This is a genomic window from Tsukamurella spumae (assembly GCF_012396015.1).
Lineage (GTDB): Bacteria > Actinomycetota > Actinomycetes > Mycobacteriales > Mycobacteriaceae > Tsukamurella > Tsukamurella spumae.
In genome coordinates this window covers 1-16,220 of sequence record NZ_JAAXOQ010000039.1, presented here as the reverse complement: position 1 = coordinate 16,220, position 16,220 = coordinate 1, and the positions used below count along the sequence as shown (strand labels likewise).

Sequence of the window (16,220 nt, the reverse complement as noted above, 5' to 3'; positions counted from 1 at the left end):
GTGGGCGCTACAGCTGCGACGCTCTGGTTCATCGACGTGGCGGAGCCGAAGGGCATCCTGGCGATCGCCGGGCGGCCCGACGAGGCCGCGTCCCGCGTGATCGCCGAACAGGTGCTGGGCGGCCCCGTCGCCGGGCGGCCGGAGTCCCTGGCCCGCGCGGCCGCCCCGCTGCCCGGCCACGTGTACGTGGCCGCGTGGGGCGGGCTGACCGTCGTCGCGCACGAGGGCCTGCGGGTGGACCGACCGTCCGAGCTCGATGATTCCTGGTGGAACCTGCTTCCCGCGCATCGAACGTTCCTACTGGTCGCGGACCCGGAACGGGCCGTCGGCGGGTTCGCCCTGCGCTCCGACGGTGCGCCGAAGCGCACCTTCGCCGCCCATCCGGTGGACATCCTCGAGGACGAGGGCCTTCCGGAGCGCTTCGAGGGGCCGTTCTGGGCGGGCGCGCACCCGCTCACCTACGCCGAGGGTGCCGTGCCCGACCCGCGCGCCTTGCCCTTCCACCCGATGGAGTTCGCGGAGCAGGCCAACCGCGAGATCCTCGGTTTCCGGTACACGCATCCCCTGGACGCCACCGACCTCGACCCCGCGCGGATCCAGGTGATCGATTTCGTCCTCGCCTCCGAGATCCCCGAGCAGGCGCCGCCCGCTCCGGTCCCCGGGGCCGACGGTGCGCCCTATCCCCCGGTCGAGCAGCCCCAGGACGCGGGCCAGGACGACCGCGGCAAGGTCCGCAGCTTCTTCGGCTTCTGACGAGGATCGCTATGAGCCTCCGACCACTCATGGATAGTCCAACACCCAGGCCCTCTACTTTCGGGACCAGTTCCTGGTCAATTGTCGCCGATGCGTGATGCGTGATGCGCGTACATTGAGGGTATGAGGACAACTCTCGACATCAGCCCCCGGGTTCTCGCAGCGGCGCGTGCGCGGGTGAACGCGGGTCTGAACGCGAGCATCGGGGAAGCGGTCTCCTACCTGGCCACACTCGGGATCGACACCACGCAGTCGCCCGGGCGCCCCACTGACCGCGGTCTCATCCTGCTGCCCGCGGCACCCGGTCACGTCATCACCAACGACATGGTCGAGGACGCGATGCTCGATGAGTGAGTTCGAACTTCCGGACGTCAATGTACTGGTGGCGCTCCTCAGCACGAACCACGCGTATCACGACCTGGCGGGCGACTGGTTCGCGTCCACCGCCCGCTTCGCCACCACGCCGATCACTGAGGCCGGGCTCGTGCGCATGGCGATGAACCCGGCCGTCATGGGGACCGAGGTCACCGCGCCGCAGGCGATCGCGTCGCTCGGCTCCCTCCGTGCGGACACCCGCGCCGAATTCATCCCGGACGACTCGTCACTCGCCGAGGCGGCCATCGACCTCGTGGGTCTCGCGGGCCACAAGCAGGTCACCGATCTGCACCTCGTGAACCTCGTAGCGCGGCATTCCGGCGTACTGGTCACCCTGGACAGGAAGATCCGGCCCGTCCTCGCCCCCGAGGATCAACGGCTCGTTCACGTTCTCATCTGAGCCTGTGATCAGTGGTTCGCACCGTGAATCCACGGCTCAGCTCAAGAGGAGACCAGACCCGTTCGCCTGTTCCTCTCAGCCGCGTATTCACAGCCGCCGGCTACCGCGCTCGCACCCGAATTTGCGCCCAGGCGACCGGGCAGAACGGGCGCGGGAAGCCATCCGCACCCGAAACGCGCCAGCGCACCCGGCATGCAGGGTGCGACCGCGCGAAACGGGTGCGGCAGCGCATCCGCACCCGAAATGCCCGCTGCTCCAGGGATCGCCCCACCCGGCATACCTGTTGATGCGCGCCGTCTGCGAACCCGGTCGCTGTGATCGACGCAGCGAGATCTCTCACCGACTGGCGAGGCCGGCACTCACGGCGCCTCGAAACCTCGCAGGTATGCTGTTCACGCATACCCCTGAGGCAGATGCAGCGCGTTGACCTGCGGAAACGCGAGCCATGCGCGCGGCGCATGACTGTTCCGGCCGACTACATCTCCTCCGGCGCCTCCGCGGCGGCGGGCGCGGGCGCGGACCGTCGAAGCGCGTACGCACCGCACAGGGCGCAGGTGACCGCGGAGACCACCCCGCCCACGATCAGCGGCGCGGCGGGCGTGGTGGCGTCGGCGATCGCGCCGAGCAGCGGGGCTCCCAGCGGCGTGCCGCCGAGGAAGGCCAGCATGTAGATGCCCATCACGCGGCCGCGGAACTCGGGATCCACGGACAGCTGCATGATGCTCATCGCCGACGTGGTGAAGGACATCTGCAACAAGCCGACCAGCACCAGCAGCGCCGCGACCAGCCAGAACCACGGTGCCACCCCGGCGAGGACCTGTACGACGCCGAAGGCGCACCCGCCGACCAGGGCGGTGCGCAGGGCGGCGATCCCCGTCCGCCGGGCCGCCAGCAGCGCGCCGCCCAGCGTGCCGAGGGCGAGCATCGTCGACAACAGTCCGTAGGCGTCGGCGCCCAGCCCGAACCCCTGCCGGGCCAGCAGCGACAGCGCCAGCGGGAAGTTGATGCCGAAGGTCGAGACGAAGAACACCGCGACCAGCACCAGCACCAGCTCGCGGCGTTGCCGCACGTACGCGAACCCGGCCCGCAACTGCCCCTTCGCCCGCTCCACCGGTGGTGACGGGAACAGCTCGCCCTGCCGCATCACGGCCAGCGCCACCACGATCGCACCGGTGAACACCGCGTTCACCGCGAACACCCAGCCGGTGCCGACGCCCGCGATGAGCAGGCCGGCGATCGCGGGCCCGACGATCCGGGCGGCGTTGAACACCATGGAGTTCAGCCCGATCGCGTTGGGCAGCAGCTCCGGCCCCACCATCTCGATGGTGAAGGCCTGCCGGACGGGCCCCGCGATCGCGGCGTTGCAGCCGAAGACGAAGGAGAGCACCAGCACGTGCCAGAGTTCGACCACGCCGGTCAGCGTCAGCACCGCCAATGCCGCCGCGCACAGCGCCGCGGCGGTCTGCGTCACCATGAGCATGCGGCGCTTGTCGTAGCGATCGGCCAGCAGGCCCGCCCACGCCGACAGGAACAGCGTCGGCCCGAACTGCAGCGCCATGACCACGCCGAGCACCCAGCCGCGGCCGTGCGCGAGGTCGAGCACCAGCCAGTCCTCGGCGACGCGCTGCATCCAGGTCCCGGTCAGGCTGACCGCCTGGCCGCCCACCCAGAGCCGGTAGTTCCTCGTTCGCAGGGATACGAAGACACTCGGCACTCGTCCGATAGTAGTCCTAAGTTTCTTGCCGGATCTCAGACCAGTCCGCTCGTCAGCGCTCCGGCTGCCGCACACCAGGCGATGACGACCGCGCCGGCGAACCCCGCGCAGAACCATCGCGTCACGGGGCGCCGACGGTACGCCGTCAACACCGGCACGGAGCCCGCCGTCCCCAGCGCGAGGAGGAACAGCCCCAGCCAGCGGCTCACCGTCATCACCGCCACGAACAGCCCGGAGAACACGCCGCCCGCGAGCAGCGCCACCAGCGTCGCGACCGCGACGCCGACGAACCACGGCGGATACCGCGGCGGGATCACCCGGGGCGCGTTCACTCGCGGGCGCGTTCGTAGAGGGCCACGGCGGCGGCCGTCGCGACGTTGAGCGAGTCCGTGCCGCGCGACATCGGGATCCGGGCGCGGACGTCCGCCGCGGCCATCGTCTCCGGGGTGAGGCCGGGCCCCTCGGCGCCGACCAGGTACGCGACCCGGTCCGGGGCGCCGGCGACCGCGCCGGCCACCGTCGTCTCCCCCGACGGGGTCAGCGCCACCGTCCGGAATCCGTGCCGCGCCAGCAGCGACAGGCCGGCCCCGGGCCATCCGTCGGGGGGCAGGTGCGCGAAGGGCACCAGCAGCACGTGCCCCATCGACACCCGCACCGCGCGCCGGTACAGCGGGTCGGAGCAGCGGGGACCGAACAGCACGGCGTCAGCGCTCAGGCCGGCGCCGTTGCGGAAGATCGACCCCAGGTTCTCGTGGTCGTTGACGCCCTCCAGCACGACGACGGTGCGCGCCCCGGCCAGCAGGTCCGCCGCCGCGAGCGGCTCGGGGCGCCGCGCCGCGGCGAGCACGCCTCGATTGAGGTGGAAACCGACCACCTCCGCCATGAGCTCGGCGGTCACGAGGTAGCGCGGCACCTCCGGCGCGACGCCGTCGAGGCGCTCGAGCTTGGACCCGACCCCCATGATCGCGTGCGGCACGAACCGCGATGCGAGCATCCGCTCGACCACGGGAACCCCCTCGGCCAGCACGACGCCGCGCGCCAGATCGGGGCGTTTGTCCGCCGCCGACAGGTCACGGAAGTCGTTCAACCGCGGGTCATCCACGTCATGAATCGGATGAATCTGTTGCACCTGCACATCACCAGCCTAGTTCGCACAGGTTCGCACCGGACGGTTCGCCGGAGAAAGCACCGCGTTCTCACCACCGGCGAATTCATCCCACGAATAGGTAATTACCCGGGAAATGGAACGGCCCTATCGGAATCACTCCGATAGGGCCCGACCCTGAAAACGCGGAGAATCCCGCCTTACTTCTCCTCCGCCGCAATGAGCCCGTTGAGAATGCCGACGGCACCGTTCAGCGTGGATCGCTGCTCCTCGGTGAGCTCCGCGAGCTTGCCGCGCAGCCACGCCTCGCGCGCCGCGGCCTCGCCCGTGATGAGCTGTTCGCCCTCGTCGGAGAGGCTGACGATCACCTGACGCCCGTCCGTGGGGTGCGGGGCCCGCCGGACCAGCCCCAGGTCCGCGAGGGATGCGATGACCCGCGTCATCGACGGCGGCTGCACCCGCTCGCGGGCGGCGAGTTGGCCCGGCGTGAGCGGCCCGTCGTTCGCGAGGGCATTGAGCGCGGAAAGCTGCGTCAGGGAGACGAGCGAATCACGCCGCCGGCCGCGCAGATGGCGGGCGAACCGCACTGTGGCGAGCGCAAGTTCTCCAGCCAGCCGATCGTCATTGTCAGTCACGGCGTTAGACTACATCCGTCAGATCGCTTTCCGCGCACTAACCCCGGGAGAACCCGTGAACCTTCAAGGAAACGATCCGGGACACGCCACGAAAGCCCCCGAACTGCCCCGCACTCTCACCGAACCGCGTCCGGTCGTGATCGTCGGCACGGTCTTGTTCGCGGCATTGTTCGTCGTCACGATGCTCGCCCGGAACACCTTCGGCGCGGCCTGGATCGTGTGCGCGTGCGGTGTCGGGGTCGGGATCATCGGCGCGACGGTGCTCACCCTGCAGCGGCGGGCGGCCCTGCGGGGCGATCGAGGGGCGCAGCGCGGGCTGGTCTGACCCGCCGGAGCACCGCCGCGCGCACCGCGAGACCCAGCGCCACCACCACCAGCCCGATCCCCCAGCCGGCCAGCACATCGGTCATCCAGTGCGCCGCCAGATACACCCTGCTCAGGCCGATCGCGATCGAGCCCGCAACAGCGGCGGCGAGCGGCCACCGCCGGCCGGTGAGGGCGTGGGCGGCCACCGCGAGGGTCGTGAACGCCACCATCGAGTTCAGCGCGTGCCCGGACGGGAAACTGAGACTGTCGATCTGGAGCAGCCGCGGCGGGATCGGCGGACGCTCCCGACCGAACGCGCTCTTGACCGCGATCATCAGGAGGTACCCCGACAGGAAGGTCAGGCCGCAGTACAGCGCCCACCCGACCCGCCGCCGGTGCAGGAGGAAGAGGACCCCCACGATCACGATCGCGAACATCGAGACCGTGTTGCCCACCGTCGTGATCGCGCGGACCACCGCCGTCAGCGACTCGGACCGGATCGACACGACCCACTCGAGCACCCACCGGTCGAGCGGATTGGGCCAGGCACCGTCCTGCATCACCACCGACCCGACTGTACGTGCAGCACACCCCCCACGAGGACGTACGGCACCCGCCGCTCCCCGGCGTCCACCCGCACGATCAGCTCGTCGTGGATCTCCGCCTCCGCCGCGTCCGGCAGCTCGCCGAGGGCCTGCGCGAGCGCCACACCGGGATGCGCGCCGCGCACGAACCGTGTCCCGCCACTGACGATCTCGATCGGCTCCGTGCTCGCCAGCGGCAGGTCGAGGGTGTCCGCGAGGTCCACCGCCACGTCGAGTCCGCCGAACACCAGGCCGTCCGCGGTGAATCGCGCGTGCGGCACGTCGAGAACGGCGGCGGCCTCCGCGTCGAGCATCGCCCCGTCGATCCCTCGAACCCGGGACGGCAACCGCGCCAGGCGATGTCCCGCGATCGCCCGGTGCGCCGCGAACACCACCGCGGGCGTGGGCGACCGGTCCGGACCGGCCAGCGCGTCGGCGAGGACCTGCGCGTCCGCCTCGCCGCGCACCGCGGTGAACAGGGCCGCGCGCAGGCGCCCCGCATCGGGATGGGTGCACGGATCCAGCAGGCCGGCGAAGGTCCCGTCGTCCGGTGAACGCAGGCTCCCCAGCGCCGTGCGCGTGCGCAGCCACCACGCCGTGTAGCCGTCCGGATCGTCCAGCACGCCCGGCAGTTCCGCGATCAACGCCAGCGCGGGGTCCCAGTGCTCCACCAGGTCCAGGTCGCGCACGGCGAGCAGCTCGTCCGGCTCGCCGGGCAGCTGCGCCCACCAGTCCTCGGCACCGTCGAGGCTCGCTTCCGGCTCCGTCGGCAGCGCCTCGCGGAGCACGCCGAAGGACCAGCCCACCCCGATCGCCCGCAGCGCCGCGGCGGGATACCGCGCCTCGAAGTCCGGGTCGACGGTGCCGTACGGGTGGTCCGCGCCGAGCGCGGCGCGCAGCGGCGCCCCGGCGGCCAGGAGCTCGTCCGCGTGGTACAGCGCACCGTCGTCGCCGGGGACCGGGAGTGCGCCGAGCCAACCGGGCCCGACGGTGCCGTCCTCCCCGAGCAGGCCCAGGACGGCCTCGGTGAGCTCGACGTCCTCATCGGAAGGGCCGGCCTCCCAGTCGATCCGGCCCACCTCCTCGCGGAGCGCGGGATCGCCGAGCAGATCCGCGGCCGCGAGGCGACGCGCCCCGGCCCGCTCCAGCAGCGGATGCTGCGCCGCGGGATGCACGACCCGGGCCCAGGTGACGAGGGCCAGCGCATCGGCCCCGCCCGCGACGAGCGCCGCACCGCGCGCGCCGGTCACGACGCGGCCGTCGGCGAGCGGGACCGGCAGCGCGCCGAGCTCGTCCGCGGACAGGCGTGCCGCGTCGAGCGCCGCGTACAGCCCTGCGTACCAATCGGGTTCGCGATCCCGGGGCACGGCGTCGGCGAGGTCGGCGGCGGTCAGCTCCCGCGCGCCGAGCGCGATCAGCCGCGCCGCGTCGGGTGCCGAGGAGAACGCGGGCGGCACCAGGGGCAGGGTCTCGGACAGCAGCGCGAACAACTCGTCGGTGAGCCCCGGCAGCACCGCGGCGCGGTCCGGGCGCAGCCGCGCACCGTCGGGCCCGGACACCCAGGCGTGCCCGCGCAGCTCGTCCTCGATCGCCTCGCGCAGCAGCGCATCGACGGCCCCGGCGGGCGGGCGGCGCGGCGGGAGCAGGGACATCGGGTCGGGCCGGGCGGCGACGAAGGCCGCGTAGCCGCGGGCCGCGCGCGCGATGTCGGCGTCCGGGTGCAGGTGGCGGCGGTCGGGCGTGGTCGGCAGATCGGCGATGACCCGCACGGGCAGGGTCAGCGGCTCGTCGGTGCGGGTCGGCGCGTGCAGGAACCGCGCATCGGCGCCGATCACCCAGCGCGCGTGCGGCCCCTGCCCCTCGACCAGGTCGGGACGCCTGATGCGCTTCCCTTCGACGACGACCGCCGCCAGCGCGGGCAGGTCCAGCAGCAGATCCTCGGCCTGAGTGGCGAACTCGCCGACCAGCGCGGGATCCGCGCCCACCAGCACGATCTCGGTCGCGAAGCCCGCGCGGGGCGGCGTGTCCAGGGGGTGGGGCAGCCGCAGCGCGGCGACCTCGTCCCGGCCGGCATCGGCGCGCGAGCGCTCCGCGGAGAACACGATCCCGCCCTCCGTGGAACGGATCTCGACGTGATAGGTGACCGTGAGGACCGCGGCGAAGCCGACGCCGAACCGCCCGACGGAGCCCGCGGCACCGTCGGCCTTCGGGGACACGCGCAGGGCGGCGAGCGAGACCACCCCCGCCTTCGACAGCGGCGCACCGGTGTTGGCGACGTGCACCCCGTCGGGCTCGGCCCAAACGGCCAGCTCTCCCGGGACGCCGGCCGCGGTCGCGGCGTCGGCGGCGTTCTGCGCCAGCTCGACGGCGACCCGGTCGCGGTACCCGACGTCGACCAGGTCCCGCTCGGAGGCGAGGTCCTCCGCCGCGCGGGTCGGCGAATCGCGCCAGGCGGCGAGCACGGCCGCCCGCAGCGCGGCGGTCCCGAAGGGGTCCCGCTCAGCCCTGTTCGACAGGGACCTTCTCCACCGCACCGTCGTCGTAGGGCTCGTAGGCCGGGCTCCCCTGGCCCGACGGTGCCGGCACGGACGAGTGCGCGCCGCAGCCGTAGTGCGCGTGCACGACCCGCCCGTCGGCCGAGTACTCGTTGCCGCACGCGCCGAACGCCGCGCCCAGCACGCCGGCCAGCGGCAGGAAGAAGGCGCAGTCGCCGCAGTGGTACCGGGTGGAGCGGGCCATCTCCGAATCGGGGCCGAAGGCACCGGCCAGCCACCGCTCCGCCGCGTCCACGCGGCCGATCCGGGACATCACGCGCTCGAGGTTCACGCCGATCTCGCCGGCCACCTCGTCGACCGCGGGGTCGCCGGACAGGGCGTGACCGGGCTCGATCCGCTCGTCGCCCGCGCGGGGCGGGAGCACATCGCCCGGCGCCAGGTCACCCGCACGAACCCGCTGATCCCACGGCACCCACTCGGGTGCGGTCAGGGAGCCGGGGCCGGGCAGCAGCGCCGTCTCCGACACCGTCAGCTCGCCACCCGGCGTGGCGGCGATGACGGCGCACCACTGCCAACCGCGGTACGCGGGGAGGTTCGCCTCGAAGTAGTGGGCCACGGCGAACTCGTCCTCGACGACCGTGGCCACGTGCGCACCCACCGGCGCGCCCTCCTCGGCCTCGAGTACGGTACGCGCGAGGTCGACCGCGGCACCTGACTGCAATGCGGAACTCACCTGAGTGATTGTGCCGGACGCCGGGATCACCGGTGCACGCGGGCGGCGAACGACCGGTGTCGGCGGCGCCGTCGCCGATGCGGAACAATGGTCGGCGTGAGCGCTCATCCGGGGCAACAGCAGTATCCCCCCGACGAGCCCCGGCGCCGTCCGGGGCCGGTTCCGCGTGCGCACGGCGGGCAGCCGCCGCGGCAGGGGGCGCCGTCGACCGGCGAACCGCACGGCCCGACCCGCCCGCAGTACGTCTCCAACCACCACCTGCCTCCCCTCGAGGACACCCCGAGCCCGTCCGAGCGGCGCGCGGCCGAGGACGAGGAGCGGCGGATGCCGCGCAAGATCACCGTCGCCCGCGTGGCGGCGATGCGCGGGCGGGAGATCACCGAGGCCGGGATCGCGAAGTGGCACCGGGCCACCACCGCCGACGGTGCCGACAAGTCCGGTCTGACCGCGCTCACCTACCCGGTGATCCTCAACAACGCCGTCGACGCCGCGATGATGGTCGCGCTGGCGAACACCCTGTTCTTCGCGGCCGCGCAGGCCGAGTCCAAGTCGAAGGTCGCGCTGTACCTGCTGGTGAACATCGCGCCCTTCGCGATCATCGCGCCGTTCATGGGGCCGCTGCTCGATCGCATCCAGCACGGCCGGCGGGTCGCGCTCGCCGCGTCCTTCGGGATCCGCGTCGGGCTCGCGGTGCTGCTCATCATGAACTTCACCTACGATCCGGTCGCGAACACGGTGAACTTCGACCCCTGGGTCCTGTATCCCTGTGCGCTGGCGATGATGGTGATGAGCAAATCGTTCTCGGTGCTCAAGTCCGCGGTGGTGCCGCGGGTACTGCCACCGTCGATCGACCTGGCCCGGGTGAACTCGCGACTGACCCTGTTCGGGCTGGTGGCGGGCACCGGCCTCGGCGGCGCGATCGCCTCCGGCGCCGAGTTCGGGCTCAGCCGGATGCTGCACATCCCGGGCGGCATGTGCGCGCTGATGGTGTTCGCGGTCGCCGGGGCCGTGATGTGCATGCGCATTCCCAAGTGGGTCGAGAACACCTCCGGCGAGGTCCCCACCACGCTCTCCTACACCGGTGCCATGGCGCGCGAGGCGGAGCAGGTGACCGAGGGCGGGCGCGCGAAGCTGGGCGCCGCCTTCAAGAACCTGCGGGTGCCGCTGGGCCGCAGCGTCGTGACCGGGCTGTGGGGCAACACCACGATCCGCGTGCTCACCGGCTTCCTCACGCTGTACATCGCCTTCTACAGCAAGGCGCAGACGGCGGCCGGCGGCGATCCCTTCGCCTCGCTCGCCATGATCGGCGCGGTCGGCGCCGCCGCGGGCGTCGGCAACTTCATCGGCAACGGCATCGGCGCCCGGTTGCAGTTGCCGCGGCCCGCGCGGATCGTGGTGCAGGCGACGATCATCGCCACCGTCGGAGCGATCGTCGCGGCGGTGTTCGGCAACATCGTCGTGGTCGCCGCGGTCACCTTCATCGCCTCGGGAGTGTCCGCGTTGGGGAAGGTCTCCCTCGACGCGTCGATCCAGGACGACCTGCCCGACGAGTCCCGTGCCTCGGCCTTCGGCCGCTCGGAGACCGCGCTGCAGCTGGGCTGGGTCGGCGGCGCCGCACTCGGCGTTCTGCTACCGCCCACGCTGTGGATCGGCTTCGCCACCGTCGCCGCGATCATGGTCGTGGGCACGGTGCAGACGGTCCTGACCTACCGGGGCGGCTCGCTCGTCCCGAACATCGGCGGCAAGCGCCCCGAGCACGTACCTCCCACGATGAACACCCAGCCACGATGAACGGGGTCGCTCGATGATCAAGCCCAGCCGGAACGTCCTCATCGCGGCGGTGGTGTTCGTCGTCGCAGCGGCCGTGCTGTTCGCATTCACGATCAGCGCCGCGCTGGACAAGCGCGCCGAGCCGCGGCCCCGGCCGGCGCTGCACGCCACCGTCGGGTCGAAGCTGGTCGAGGTCTCGCCGATGGGCTACTGCGTCGACGGTCCGCCGCGGGTCTGCGACGCGCCGACGGTGCCCACCGCCATCCCCGTCGAACCCGGGCGGGCGATCACGATCTCCCTGCCGACCTACATCACCGAGCGCCCGTGGTTCCTCACGGTCCAGCGCGTCGACCCGCGCACCGGGAGGGAGCAGCGGGAGCAGATCACGCACCTGCAGCCCACGCACGCCACGCTGGTGCTCAGGTCGACCCCCGACCTGCTCCTCGCCGCCGTCGACATCAGCGTGCCGTCGACGGTCCAGGACTCCGAGGGCAACCTGCAGGCCCAGGCCGTCTGGGGCATCAACACCCTGCCCGAGAGCGCCCCGAAGGGCACCGCCCCGGTCCAGCAGCCGTAGCCGCGGACCCACTGTTTCGCCCCAGAGATCGGGCGAATCGGGTGCGGATGAGCTCCCGCACCCGTTTCGCCCAGTCGCACCTGGCATGCCGGGTGCGCTGGCGCATTTCGGGTGCGGATGCCCTGTGGATGAGCCGTTCCACCTGTGGATGAGCGGCTCCAGTGGCGGTTTCGACGGCTGCGGCTGCGGTTGAATGCCCCCTATGGGGGAGATCATGCCGCGCGCACACCTGCGCTCCATCGGCTGGAGCAGCAACAGGATCACCAAGGCGGTGCGGGATCACACGCTGATCCGACCCGCGCCCGGCGCCTACATCGAAGCCGCGCCCCTCGACGCCGATGCGCTGTATCGACTCAAGGTCGTCGCGACCATGCGCCGACGCGCCGGCGCCGCCAGCCACCAGAGCGCCGCCGCGCTGCACGACATTCCCTGGTTCGAGCCGGACCGTTCGCAGGTGCATGTCACTGTCGACCGGCCACAGGGCGGCGGTACCCGCGGCAAGGTCTTCCTGCACGCACGACCGCTCCCGTCGGAGGACGTAATCGAGGCGGCGGGGGTCGTCGCGACCTCGCGCATCCGGACCGCGCTCGACGGGGCCATGACCGGCAACCTGGTTCGCGCGGTCATCGGCTTCGACGCGATCCGGCTCGTGCGGCGGTATCCCCGGCCGGAGGACCCGGATCCGATTCCCGTCGCCGAGATCGAGGCCTGCATGGCACGGATGGGGCGCAGACGGGGCTGCGGCATCGCACGCACGGGTCTCGCGTTGTCCGTGGCGAAAAGCGAGTCCGCCGGCGAGTCGTGGGCACGGATGCAGATGCTCGCGTGGGGTCTGCCGGTACCGGAACTGCAGGTCCGCTACGACCTCGACGGCTCCACCTACTACGCCGACTTCACCCTCGGCGAGGCTCTCATCGCCGAGTTCGACGGCAAGGGCAAATACGGCGACACCGACGAGGAGAAGGCCGAAGCCCTCGAGCGCGAGAAGACTCGACAGGAGTCGTTCGAAAAGGCCGGTTTCGAGGTGATCAGGTTCGGCTGGCCGGTCCTGAAGCGCGACGGTGCCCTCCGCGCCCTTCTCACCCCGTCACTGCGCCGACACGGGCTCCTCGGAGCGGGCTGAGGGCGGGCGAATCTGGTGCGGATGAGCTCCCGCACCCGTTTCGCCCAGTCGCACCCGGCATGCCTGGTGCGCTCGGGCGAACTGGGTGCGGATGGCTTCTCGCACCCGAAACGCCCGCAGCGCGCTCCTGCCGAATTAGGAGTCCAGCTCCCGGGCGATCTCGCGGAGCACCTTGGCGATCTGCTCGGAGGCCTTGCGGTCGGGGTAGCGGCCCTTGCGCAGCTCGGGCTGCACGCCCGCGTCGAGCAGCTGGATCATGTCCTCGATGAGCACGTTGAGTTCCTCGGCGGGACGACGGTTCGCCGCCGGCCGGCGACCGCGCGCGGCACCCGCGCCCGCGCCCGCGCCGCGCGAGACCGACGGGGCGGGCTCGAGCACCGTCACCGTCAGCGCCTGCGGGCCGCGACGACCCGCAGCCATGCTGAACTCGACCCGCTGGCCCTGCCGGAGGCCGTCGACACCGTCGGGCAGCGCGGACGAACGGACGTAGACGTCCTCCCCGCCCTCCTGGGAGAGGAATCCGAAACCCTTGTCCGTGTCGTACCACTTGACCTTGCCGGTAGGCATGCCCTCGTCACCTGCTCTGCGCTCGAAGAACAACAAAACGCGCCCCGCGAACTGCGAGACGCACTGGGACTAGTCTAGACATGTGGGCAAGTCCGTTTCCGTCGCCGTCTCCGTGTCGATCGCGCTGTTCGCGATCGGCTTGATCGCGATCGCCGCTCTGTTCCTCACTCCGCTCCTCGCGCACGGCGCCACCGCACCCACCTGGGTGTACGCCCTGACCCCGCTCACCCCGATCGGCTTCCTCGTCGGCGTGGTCGCCGCGGTCCTGGGAGGCCGCGCCGGGGACCACGAGCAGGCACCGTGAAACCCCTCGTCGACAAGTACGGCCGCGTGGCGCGCGACCTGCGCGTCTCGCTGACCGATCGGTGCAACCTGCGCTGCACCTACTGCATGCCCGCCGAAGGACTGCCGTGGCTGGCCGGCGAGCACGTCCTCACGGGCCCCGAGATCGACCGGCTCCTCACCATCGCCGTGCGCGACCTGGGCATCACCGAGATCCGGTTCACCGGCGGTGAACCGCTGCTGCGGGCCGACCTGGAGCGGATCGTGGCGCACGCCGCGGCGCTGGCGCCGCGTCCGGAGCTCTCGCTGACCACGAACGGACTCTCGCTCGCGCGGCACGCCGAGCGGCTCGCGGGTGCCGGACTGGACCGCGTCAACGTCTCCCTGGACACCGTCGACCGCGCGGAGTACGCGCGGGTCACCCGCCGCGACCGCCTCGACGACGCCCTCGCCGGCCTGCGAGCCGCCGCGGCCGCCGGACTCACCCCGGTCAAGGTCAACGCCGTCCTAGGCCCCGGGCGCCTCGGGGACGCGCGCCCCCTGCTGCGCCTGTGCCTCGATGCGGGCTACGAGCTGCGGATCATCGAGCACATGCCGCTCGACGCCGATCACACCTGGGATCGGGACACGATGGTCACGGCCGAGCACATCCTCGCCGAGCTGCGACGCGAGTTCGCCCTCTCGCCGGCCGGCGAGCCCCGCGGCAGCGCGCCGGCCGAGCGCTTCCTGGTGGACGGCGGACCGTCGACGGTGGGCGTCATCGCGTCCGTGACGCGCCCCTTCTGCGGCGACTGCGATCGCGTCCGGCTCACCGCCGACGGGCAGATCCGTACCTGCCTGTTCGCGGCCGAGGAGACCGACCTCAAGCCGCTGCTGCGCGGCGGCGCCTCCGACGAGGAGATCGGTGACGCGTGGGCCGCGGCGATGCTCGACAAGCAGGCGGGCCACGGCATCGACGACCCGACCTTCCTGCAGCCCACGCGCACGATGAGCGCGATCGGCGGCTGACGCGTGCTGATCCGCTACTTCGCCGCCGCCCGCGCGGCCGCGGGGGTCTCCGAGGAGACCGTCCCGATCCCCGACGGTGCCACGGTCTCCGAGGTGGCCGACGTCCTGACCGCGCGACACCCCGAGTTGGGTCGCGTCCTCACGCGCTGCAGCTACCTGCTCGACGAGGTCGCCGTCCGCGACCTCGATGCGCCGGCGACGGGCGCGATGCTCGACGTGCTCCCGCCCTTCGCGGGCGGCTGATCCGAACGGCGTCGGCTCGTGACATCCGTCACACTCCACAAAATCACGGTCCGGTAACGGTTGGGCCACGAGCCGGGGTCTGTTACCGTCACTGAGGGCCGCAGCAGTGGCCACCCGATCGGTCGCAGCGCAGAGCTTCGTCCAGTGTCCGCTTCGGGGAAAGCACCACGATCTACACCTGGACGAAGGCGGAGGAACCACCGCGGCCGCAACGCCGCAGGGCGCACGCCCTAGGGGTCAAGCCAGCAATGGCCGAGCAGCCTCTCGCTCGAACCCGACAGCTAACTTCGCACGCGCGTAGAGAGGGAATGACTTCACACGATGACCGCTCGTCACCGCAAGCAGTCCGCAACCAGCCTCAGCGCCGCCAAGATCGCCGCCGCCGGCGCGATGCTCGGTGGTGCCGGTCTCGCACTCGCCGCGCCCGCCGCGAACGCCGCGCCCGATTCCCAGTGGGATCAGGTCGCCTCGTGCGAGTCGGGCGGCAACTGGGCCATCAACACGGGCAACGGTTACCACGGCGGCCTCCAGTTCAGCCCGTCCACCTGGGCGGCCTACGGCGGCACCCAGTACGCGCCCACCGCGAACCAGGCCACCCGCGCCCAGCAGATCGCGATCGGCGAGAAGGTCCTCGCGGGCCAGGGCAAGGGCGCATGGCCCGTCTGCGGCCGCGGCCTCGGCAGCCCCACCCCGCGCACCGTCTCCCCCACCGAGACGAGCACGTCGAACACCACGCGCCCGGTCACCAAGCCCGTGACCCCGGCCGCACAGAAGCCCGTCGCCAAGCCCGCGACCCCGGCTGCGCAGAAGCCCGTCGCGAAGCCGGCCGCCAAGCCGGCGCAGAAGCCGGTCGCCGGCCAGACGGCGAACGCGGCCTACATCCAGCAGGTCATCGCCCAGGCGCAGAACGGCGGCAAGCAGGTCGACCCGGCCGTGCTCGCCATGCTGCAGCAGGCCGCGGCCAAGGGCTACTGAGCCCTCCGCACACACGCTCTCCCTGAAGGGACCGACGGCATCGCCGTCGGTCCCTTCGGGCGTTCCGAGGCCACCTCTGCGCTGTGAATTGCGACACACCGAATAGGTCACGGGGAGGCAACGTTTTGCAGTCGCACATCTTCTGCTAAGTTTTTGTCGATCACATTTCGTGACTGCAAAGCCCAGTAGGAAAGAGAGCCAGGATGACTGCTCGCCCCCGCACCTCGCGCACTGCCGGCAAGGTCGCCGCCGTCGGCGCACTGATCGCCGCCGCGGGCCTCGTCGTCGCAGCTCCGGTCTCCGCCGCGCCCGGCTGCCCGTGCGCGACCCCCATCCCCGTGCCGACCCCCGTTCCGGGCGCACCGGCCCCCACGACGACCGCGAAGCCCGCCCAGGCGAAGCCCGCAGCCGGCAACCCCGCCCGTCCGGGCGCGGTCAACGTTCCGGGCATCGGCGCGGTCGTCATCCCCGGTGTGGGCTCGGTCGCCCCCACCACACCCGCCCGCCCGGCCGCACCGCGCGCCACCGGCAACGGCAACGGCGCAGGCGTCGTGGCACCGGTCGGCGTGGGCGCC

General features: G+C 72.0%; 19 protein-coding genes, 1 pseudogene and 1 riboswitch. Of the genes and pseudogenes, 12 read left to right on the top strand and 8 right to left on the bottom strand.

The annotated features are described in order from the left end of the window. The 3 genes from HF999_RS20190 (at position 1) to HF999_RS20180 (ending at position 1,528) form a co-directional block, all read left to right on the top strand. Positions 1-753, top strand: coding sequence for a DUF6928 family protein (locus HF999_RS20190; RefSeq protein ID WP_168547605.1), 753 nt, complete (start codon positions 1-3; stop codon positions 751-753). A 123-nt stretch (positions 754-876) separates the two neighbouring features. Next, positions 877-1,107, top strand: coding sequence for a hypothetical protein (locus HF999_RS20185; RefSeq protein WP_168547604.1), 231 nt, complete (start codon positions 877-879; stop codon positions 1,105-1,107). Continuing rightward, on the top strand, positions 1,100-1,528 hold the full coding sequence (locus HF999_RS20180) for a TA system VapC family ribonuclease toxin (RefSeq protein ID WP_168547603.1): 429 nt from the start codon (positions 1,100-1,102) through the stop codon (positions 1,526-1,528). Before HF999_RS20185 ends, HF999_RS20180 begins: the two co-directional genes overlap by 8 nt. A 475-nt stretch (positions 1,529-2,003) precedes the next feature. Here the strand turns inward: HF999_RS20180 and HF999_RS20175 are convergent, their stop codons facing one another. From HF999_RS20175 to HF999_RS20160, 4 genes are all read right to left on the bottom strand, one after another. Continuing rightward, complete coding sequence (locus tag HF999_RS20175; protein WP_312854223.1) at positions 2,004-3,242, bottom strand: MFS transporter; 1,239 nt, start codon at positions 3,240-3,242, stop codon at positions 2,004-2,006. 35 nt (positions 3,243-3,277) lie between these two features. Next, positions 3,278-3,574: a DUF2537 domain-containing protein gene (locus HF999_RS20170; RefSeq protein ID WP_168547601.1), complete on the bottom strand. Its 297-nt coding sequence runs from the start codon at positions 3,572-3,574 to the stop codon at positions 3,278-3,280. Then, complete coding sequence (locus tag HF999_RS20165; RefSeq protein WP_168547621.1) at positions 3,571-4,371, bottom strand: TrmH family RNA methyltransferase; 801 nt, start codon at positions 4,369-4,371, stop codon at positions 3,571-3,573. Before HF999_RS20165 ends, HF999_RS20170 begins: the two co-directional genes overlap by 4 nt. A gap of 176 nt (positions 4,372-4,547) precedes the next feature. Then, the gene (locus HF999_RS20160) at positions 4,548-4,982 is read right to left on the bottom strand and encodes a MarR family winged helix-turn-helix transcriptional regulator (RefSeq protein ID WP_168547600.1); all 435 of its coding nucleotides are present in this window, start codon (positions 4,980-4,982) and stop codon (positions 4,548-4,550) included. A gap of 55 nt (positions 4,983-5,037) precedes the next feature. Here HF999_RS20160 and HF999_RS20155 point away from each other — a divergent pair, with 55 nt between their 5' ends. After that, positions 5,038-5,307 (top strand): DUF2530 domain-containing protein, encoded by a 270-nt coding sequence (locus tag HF999_RS20155; RefSeq protein ID WP_168547599.1) that lies wholly within the window; start codon positions 5,038-5,040, stop codon positions 5,305-5,307. Here HF999_RS20155 and HF999_RS20150 read toward each other — a convergent pair. The 3 genes from HF999_RS20150 to HF999_RS20140 are packed head-to-tail and all read right to left on the bottom strand — an operon-like array spanning position 5,246 to position 9,100. Beyond that, positions 5,246-5,848, bottom strand: a complete 603-nt coding sequence (locus tag HF999_RS20150; RefSeq protein ID WP_246208246.1) for a phosphatase PAP2 family protein — start codon at positions 5,846-5,848, stop codon at positions 5,246-5,248. The two genes, HF999_RS20155 and HF999_RS20150, sit on opposite strands and share 62 nt — an antisense overlap. Next, complete coding sequence (locus HF999_RS20145; protein ID WP_168547597.1) at positions 5,848-8,406, bottom strand: sacsin N-terminal ATP-binding-like domain-containing protein; 2,559 nt, start codon at positions 8,404-8,406, stop codon at positions 5,848-5,850. The genes HF999_RS20150 and HF999_RS20145 overlap by 1 nt, the downstream gene beginning before the upstream one ends. Continuing rightward, positions 8,372-9,100: a DUF3027 domain-containing protein gene (locus HF999_RS20140; RefSeq protein ID WP_168547596.1), complete on the bottom strand. Its 729-nt coding sequence runs from the start codon at positions 9,098-9,100 to the stop codon at positions 8,372-8,374. Before HF999_RS20140 ends, HF999_RS20145 begins: the two co-directional genes overlap by 35 nt. An 87-nt stretch (positions 9,101-9,187) precedes the next feature. Between HF999_RS20140 and HF999_RS20135 the strand changes: the two genes are divergently transcribed. From HF999_RS20135 to HF999_RS20125, 3 genes are all read left to right on the top strand, one after another. Next, entirely contained in the window at positions 9,188-10,891 is a 1,704-nt protein-coding gene (locus HF999_RS20135) for an MFS transporter (RefSeq protein WP_168547595.1), read from the top strand. 13 nt (positions 10,892-10,904) lie between these two features. After that, positions 10,905-11,447, top strand: a complete 543-nt coding sequence (locus HF999_RS20130) for a DUF2771 family protein (protein WP_168547594.1) — start codon at positions 10,905-10,907, stop codon at positions 11,445-11,447. Between the two features lie 202 nt (positions 11,448-11,649). Next, a complete protein-coding gene (locus HF999_RS20125) occupies positions 11,650-12,570 on the top strand; it encodes a hypothetical protein (RefSeq protein ID WP_168547593.1) in 921 nt (306 codons plus the stop codon). Positions 12,571-12,705: 135 nt separating this feature from the next. Here the strand turns inward: HF999_RS20125 and HF999_RS22885 are convergent, their stop codons facing one another. Next, positions 12,706-13,137 (bottom strand): cold-shock protein, encoded by a 432-nt coding sequence (locus tag HF999_RS22885; protein WP_168547592.1) that lies wholly within the window; start codon positions 13,135-13,137, stop codon positions 12,706-12,708. An 82-nt stretch (positions 13,138-13,219) separates the two neighbouring features. On the opposite strand from HF999_RS22885, the gene HF999_RS20115 reads away from it, so the two are divergent. The 5 genes and pseudogenes from HF999_RS20115 to HF999_RS20095 form a co-directional block, all read left to right on the top strand. Then, the gene (locus HF999_RS20115) at positions 13,220-13,441 is read left to right on the top strand and encodes a hypothetical protein (RefSeq protein WP_168547591.1); all 222 of its coding nucleotides are present in this window, start codon (positions 13,220-13,222) and stop codon (positions 13,439-13,441) included. Next, on the top strand, positions 13,438-14,427 hold the full coding sequence (moaA, locus tag HF999_RS20110; protein ID WP_168547590.1) for a GTP 3',8-cyclase MoaA: 990 nt from the start codon (positions 13,438-13,440) through the stop codon (positions 14,425-14,427). The genes HF999_RS20115 and moaA overlap by 4 nt, the downstream gene beginning before the upstream one ends. A gap of 3 nt (positions 14,428-14,430) precedes the next feature. Then, a complete protein-coding gene (locus HF999_RS20105) occupies positions 14,431-14,670 on the top strand; it encodes a MoaD/ThiS family protein (protein ID WP_168547589.1) in 240 nt (79 codons plus the stop codon). 156 nt (positions 14,671-14,826) lie between these two features. After that, positions 14,827-14,982: riboswitch (cyclic di-AMP (ydaO/yuaA leader) on the top strand. A gap of 9 nt (positions 14,983-14,991) precedes the next feature. Then, the gene (locus tag HF999_RS20100) at positions 14,992-15,645 is read left to right on the top strand and encodes a transglycosylase family protein (RefSeq protein WP_168547588.1); all 654 of its coding nucleotides are present in this window, start codon (positions 14,992-14,994) and stop codon (positions 15,643-15,645) included. Between the two features lie 203 nt (positions 15,646-15,848). After that, positions 15,849-16,220 (top strand): annotated as a pseudogene (locus HF999_RS20095) (hypothetical protein); the annotation flags it as partial.

What these genes read in the sequence shown, in the direction of transcription:
- HF999_RS20185 (WP_168547604.1), top strand. Translation starts at nt 877, where the DNA reads ATGAGGACAACTCTCGACATCAGCCCCCGGGTTCTCGCAGCGGCGCGT.
- HF999_RS20180 (WP_168547603.1), top strand. Translation starts at nt 1,100, where the DNA reads ATGAGTGAGTTCGAACTTCCGGACGTCAATGTACTGGTGGCGCTCCTC.
- HF999_RS20150 (WP_246208246.1), bottom strand. Translation starts at nt 5,848, where the DNA reads ATGCAGGACGGTGCCTGGCCCAATCCGCTCGACCGGTGGGTGCTCGAG.
- HF999_RS20135 (WP_168547595.1), top strand. Translation starts at nt 9,188, where the DNA reads ATGGTCGGCGTGAGCGCTCATCCGGGGCAACAGCAGTATCCCCCCGAC.
- HF999_RS20130 (WP_168547594.1), top strand. Translation starts at nt 10,905, where the DNA reads ATGATCAAGCCCAGCCGGAACGTCCTCATCGCGGCGGTGGTGTTCGTC.
- HF999_RS20125 (WP_168547593.1), top strand. Translation starts at nt 11,650, where the DNA reads ATGGGGGAGATCATGCCGCGCGCACACCTGCGCTCCATCGGCTGGAGC.
- HF999_RS22885 (WP_168547592.1), bottom strand. Translation starts at nt 13,137, where the DNA reads ATGCCTACCGGCAAGGTCAAGTGGTACGACACGGACAAGGGTTTCGGA.
- HF999_RS20100 (WP_168547588.1), top strand. Translation starts at nt 14,992, where the DNA reads ATGACCGCTCGTCACCGCAAGCAGTCCGCAACCAGCCTCAGCGCCGCC.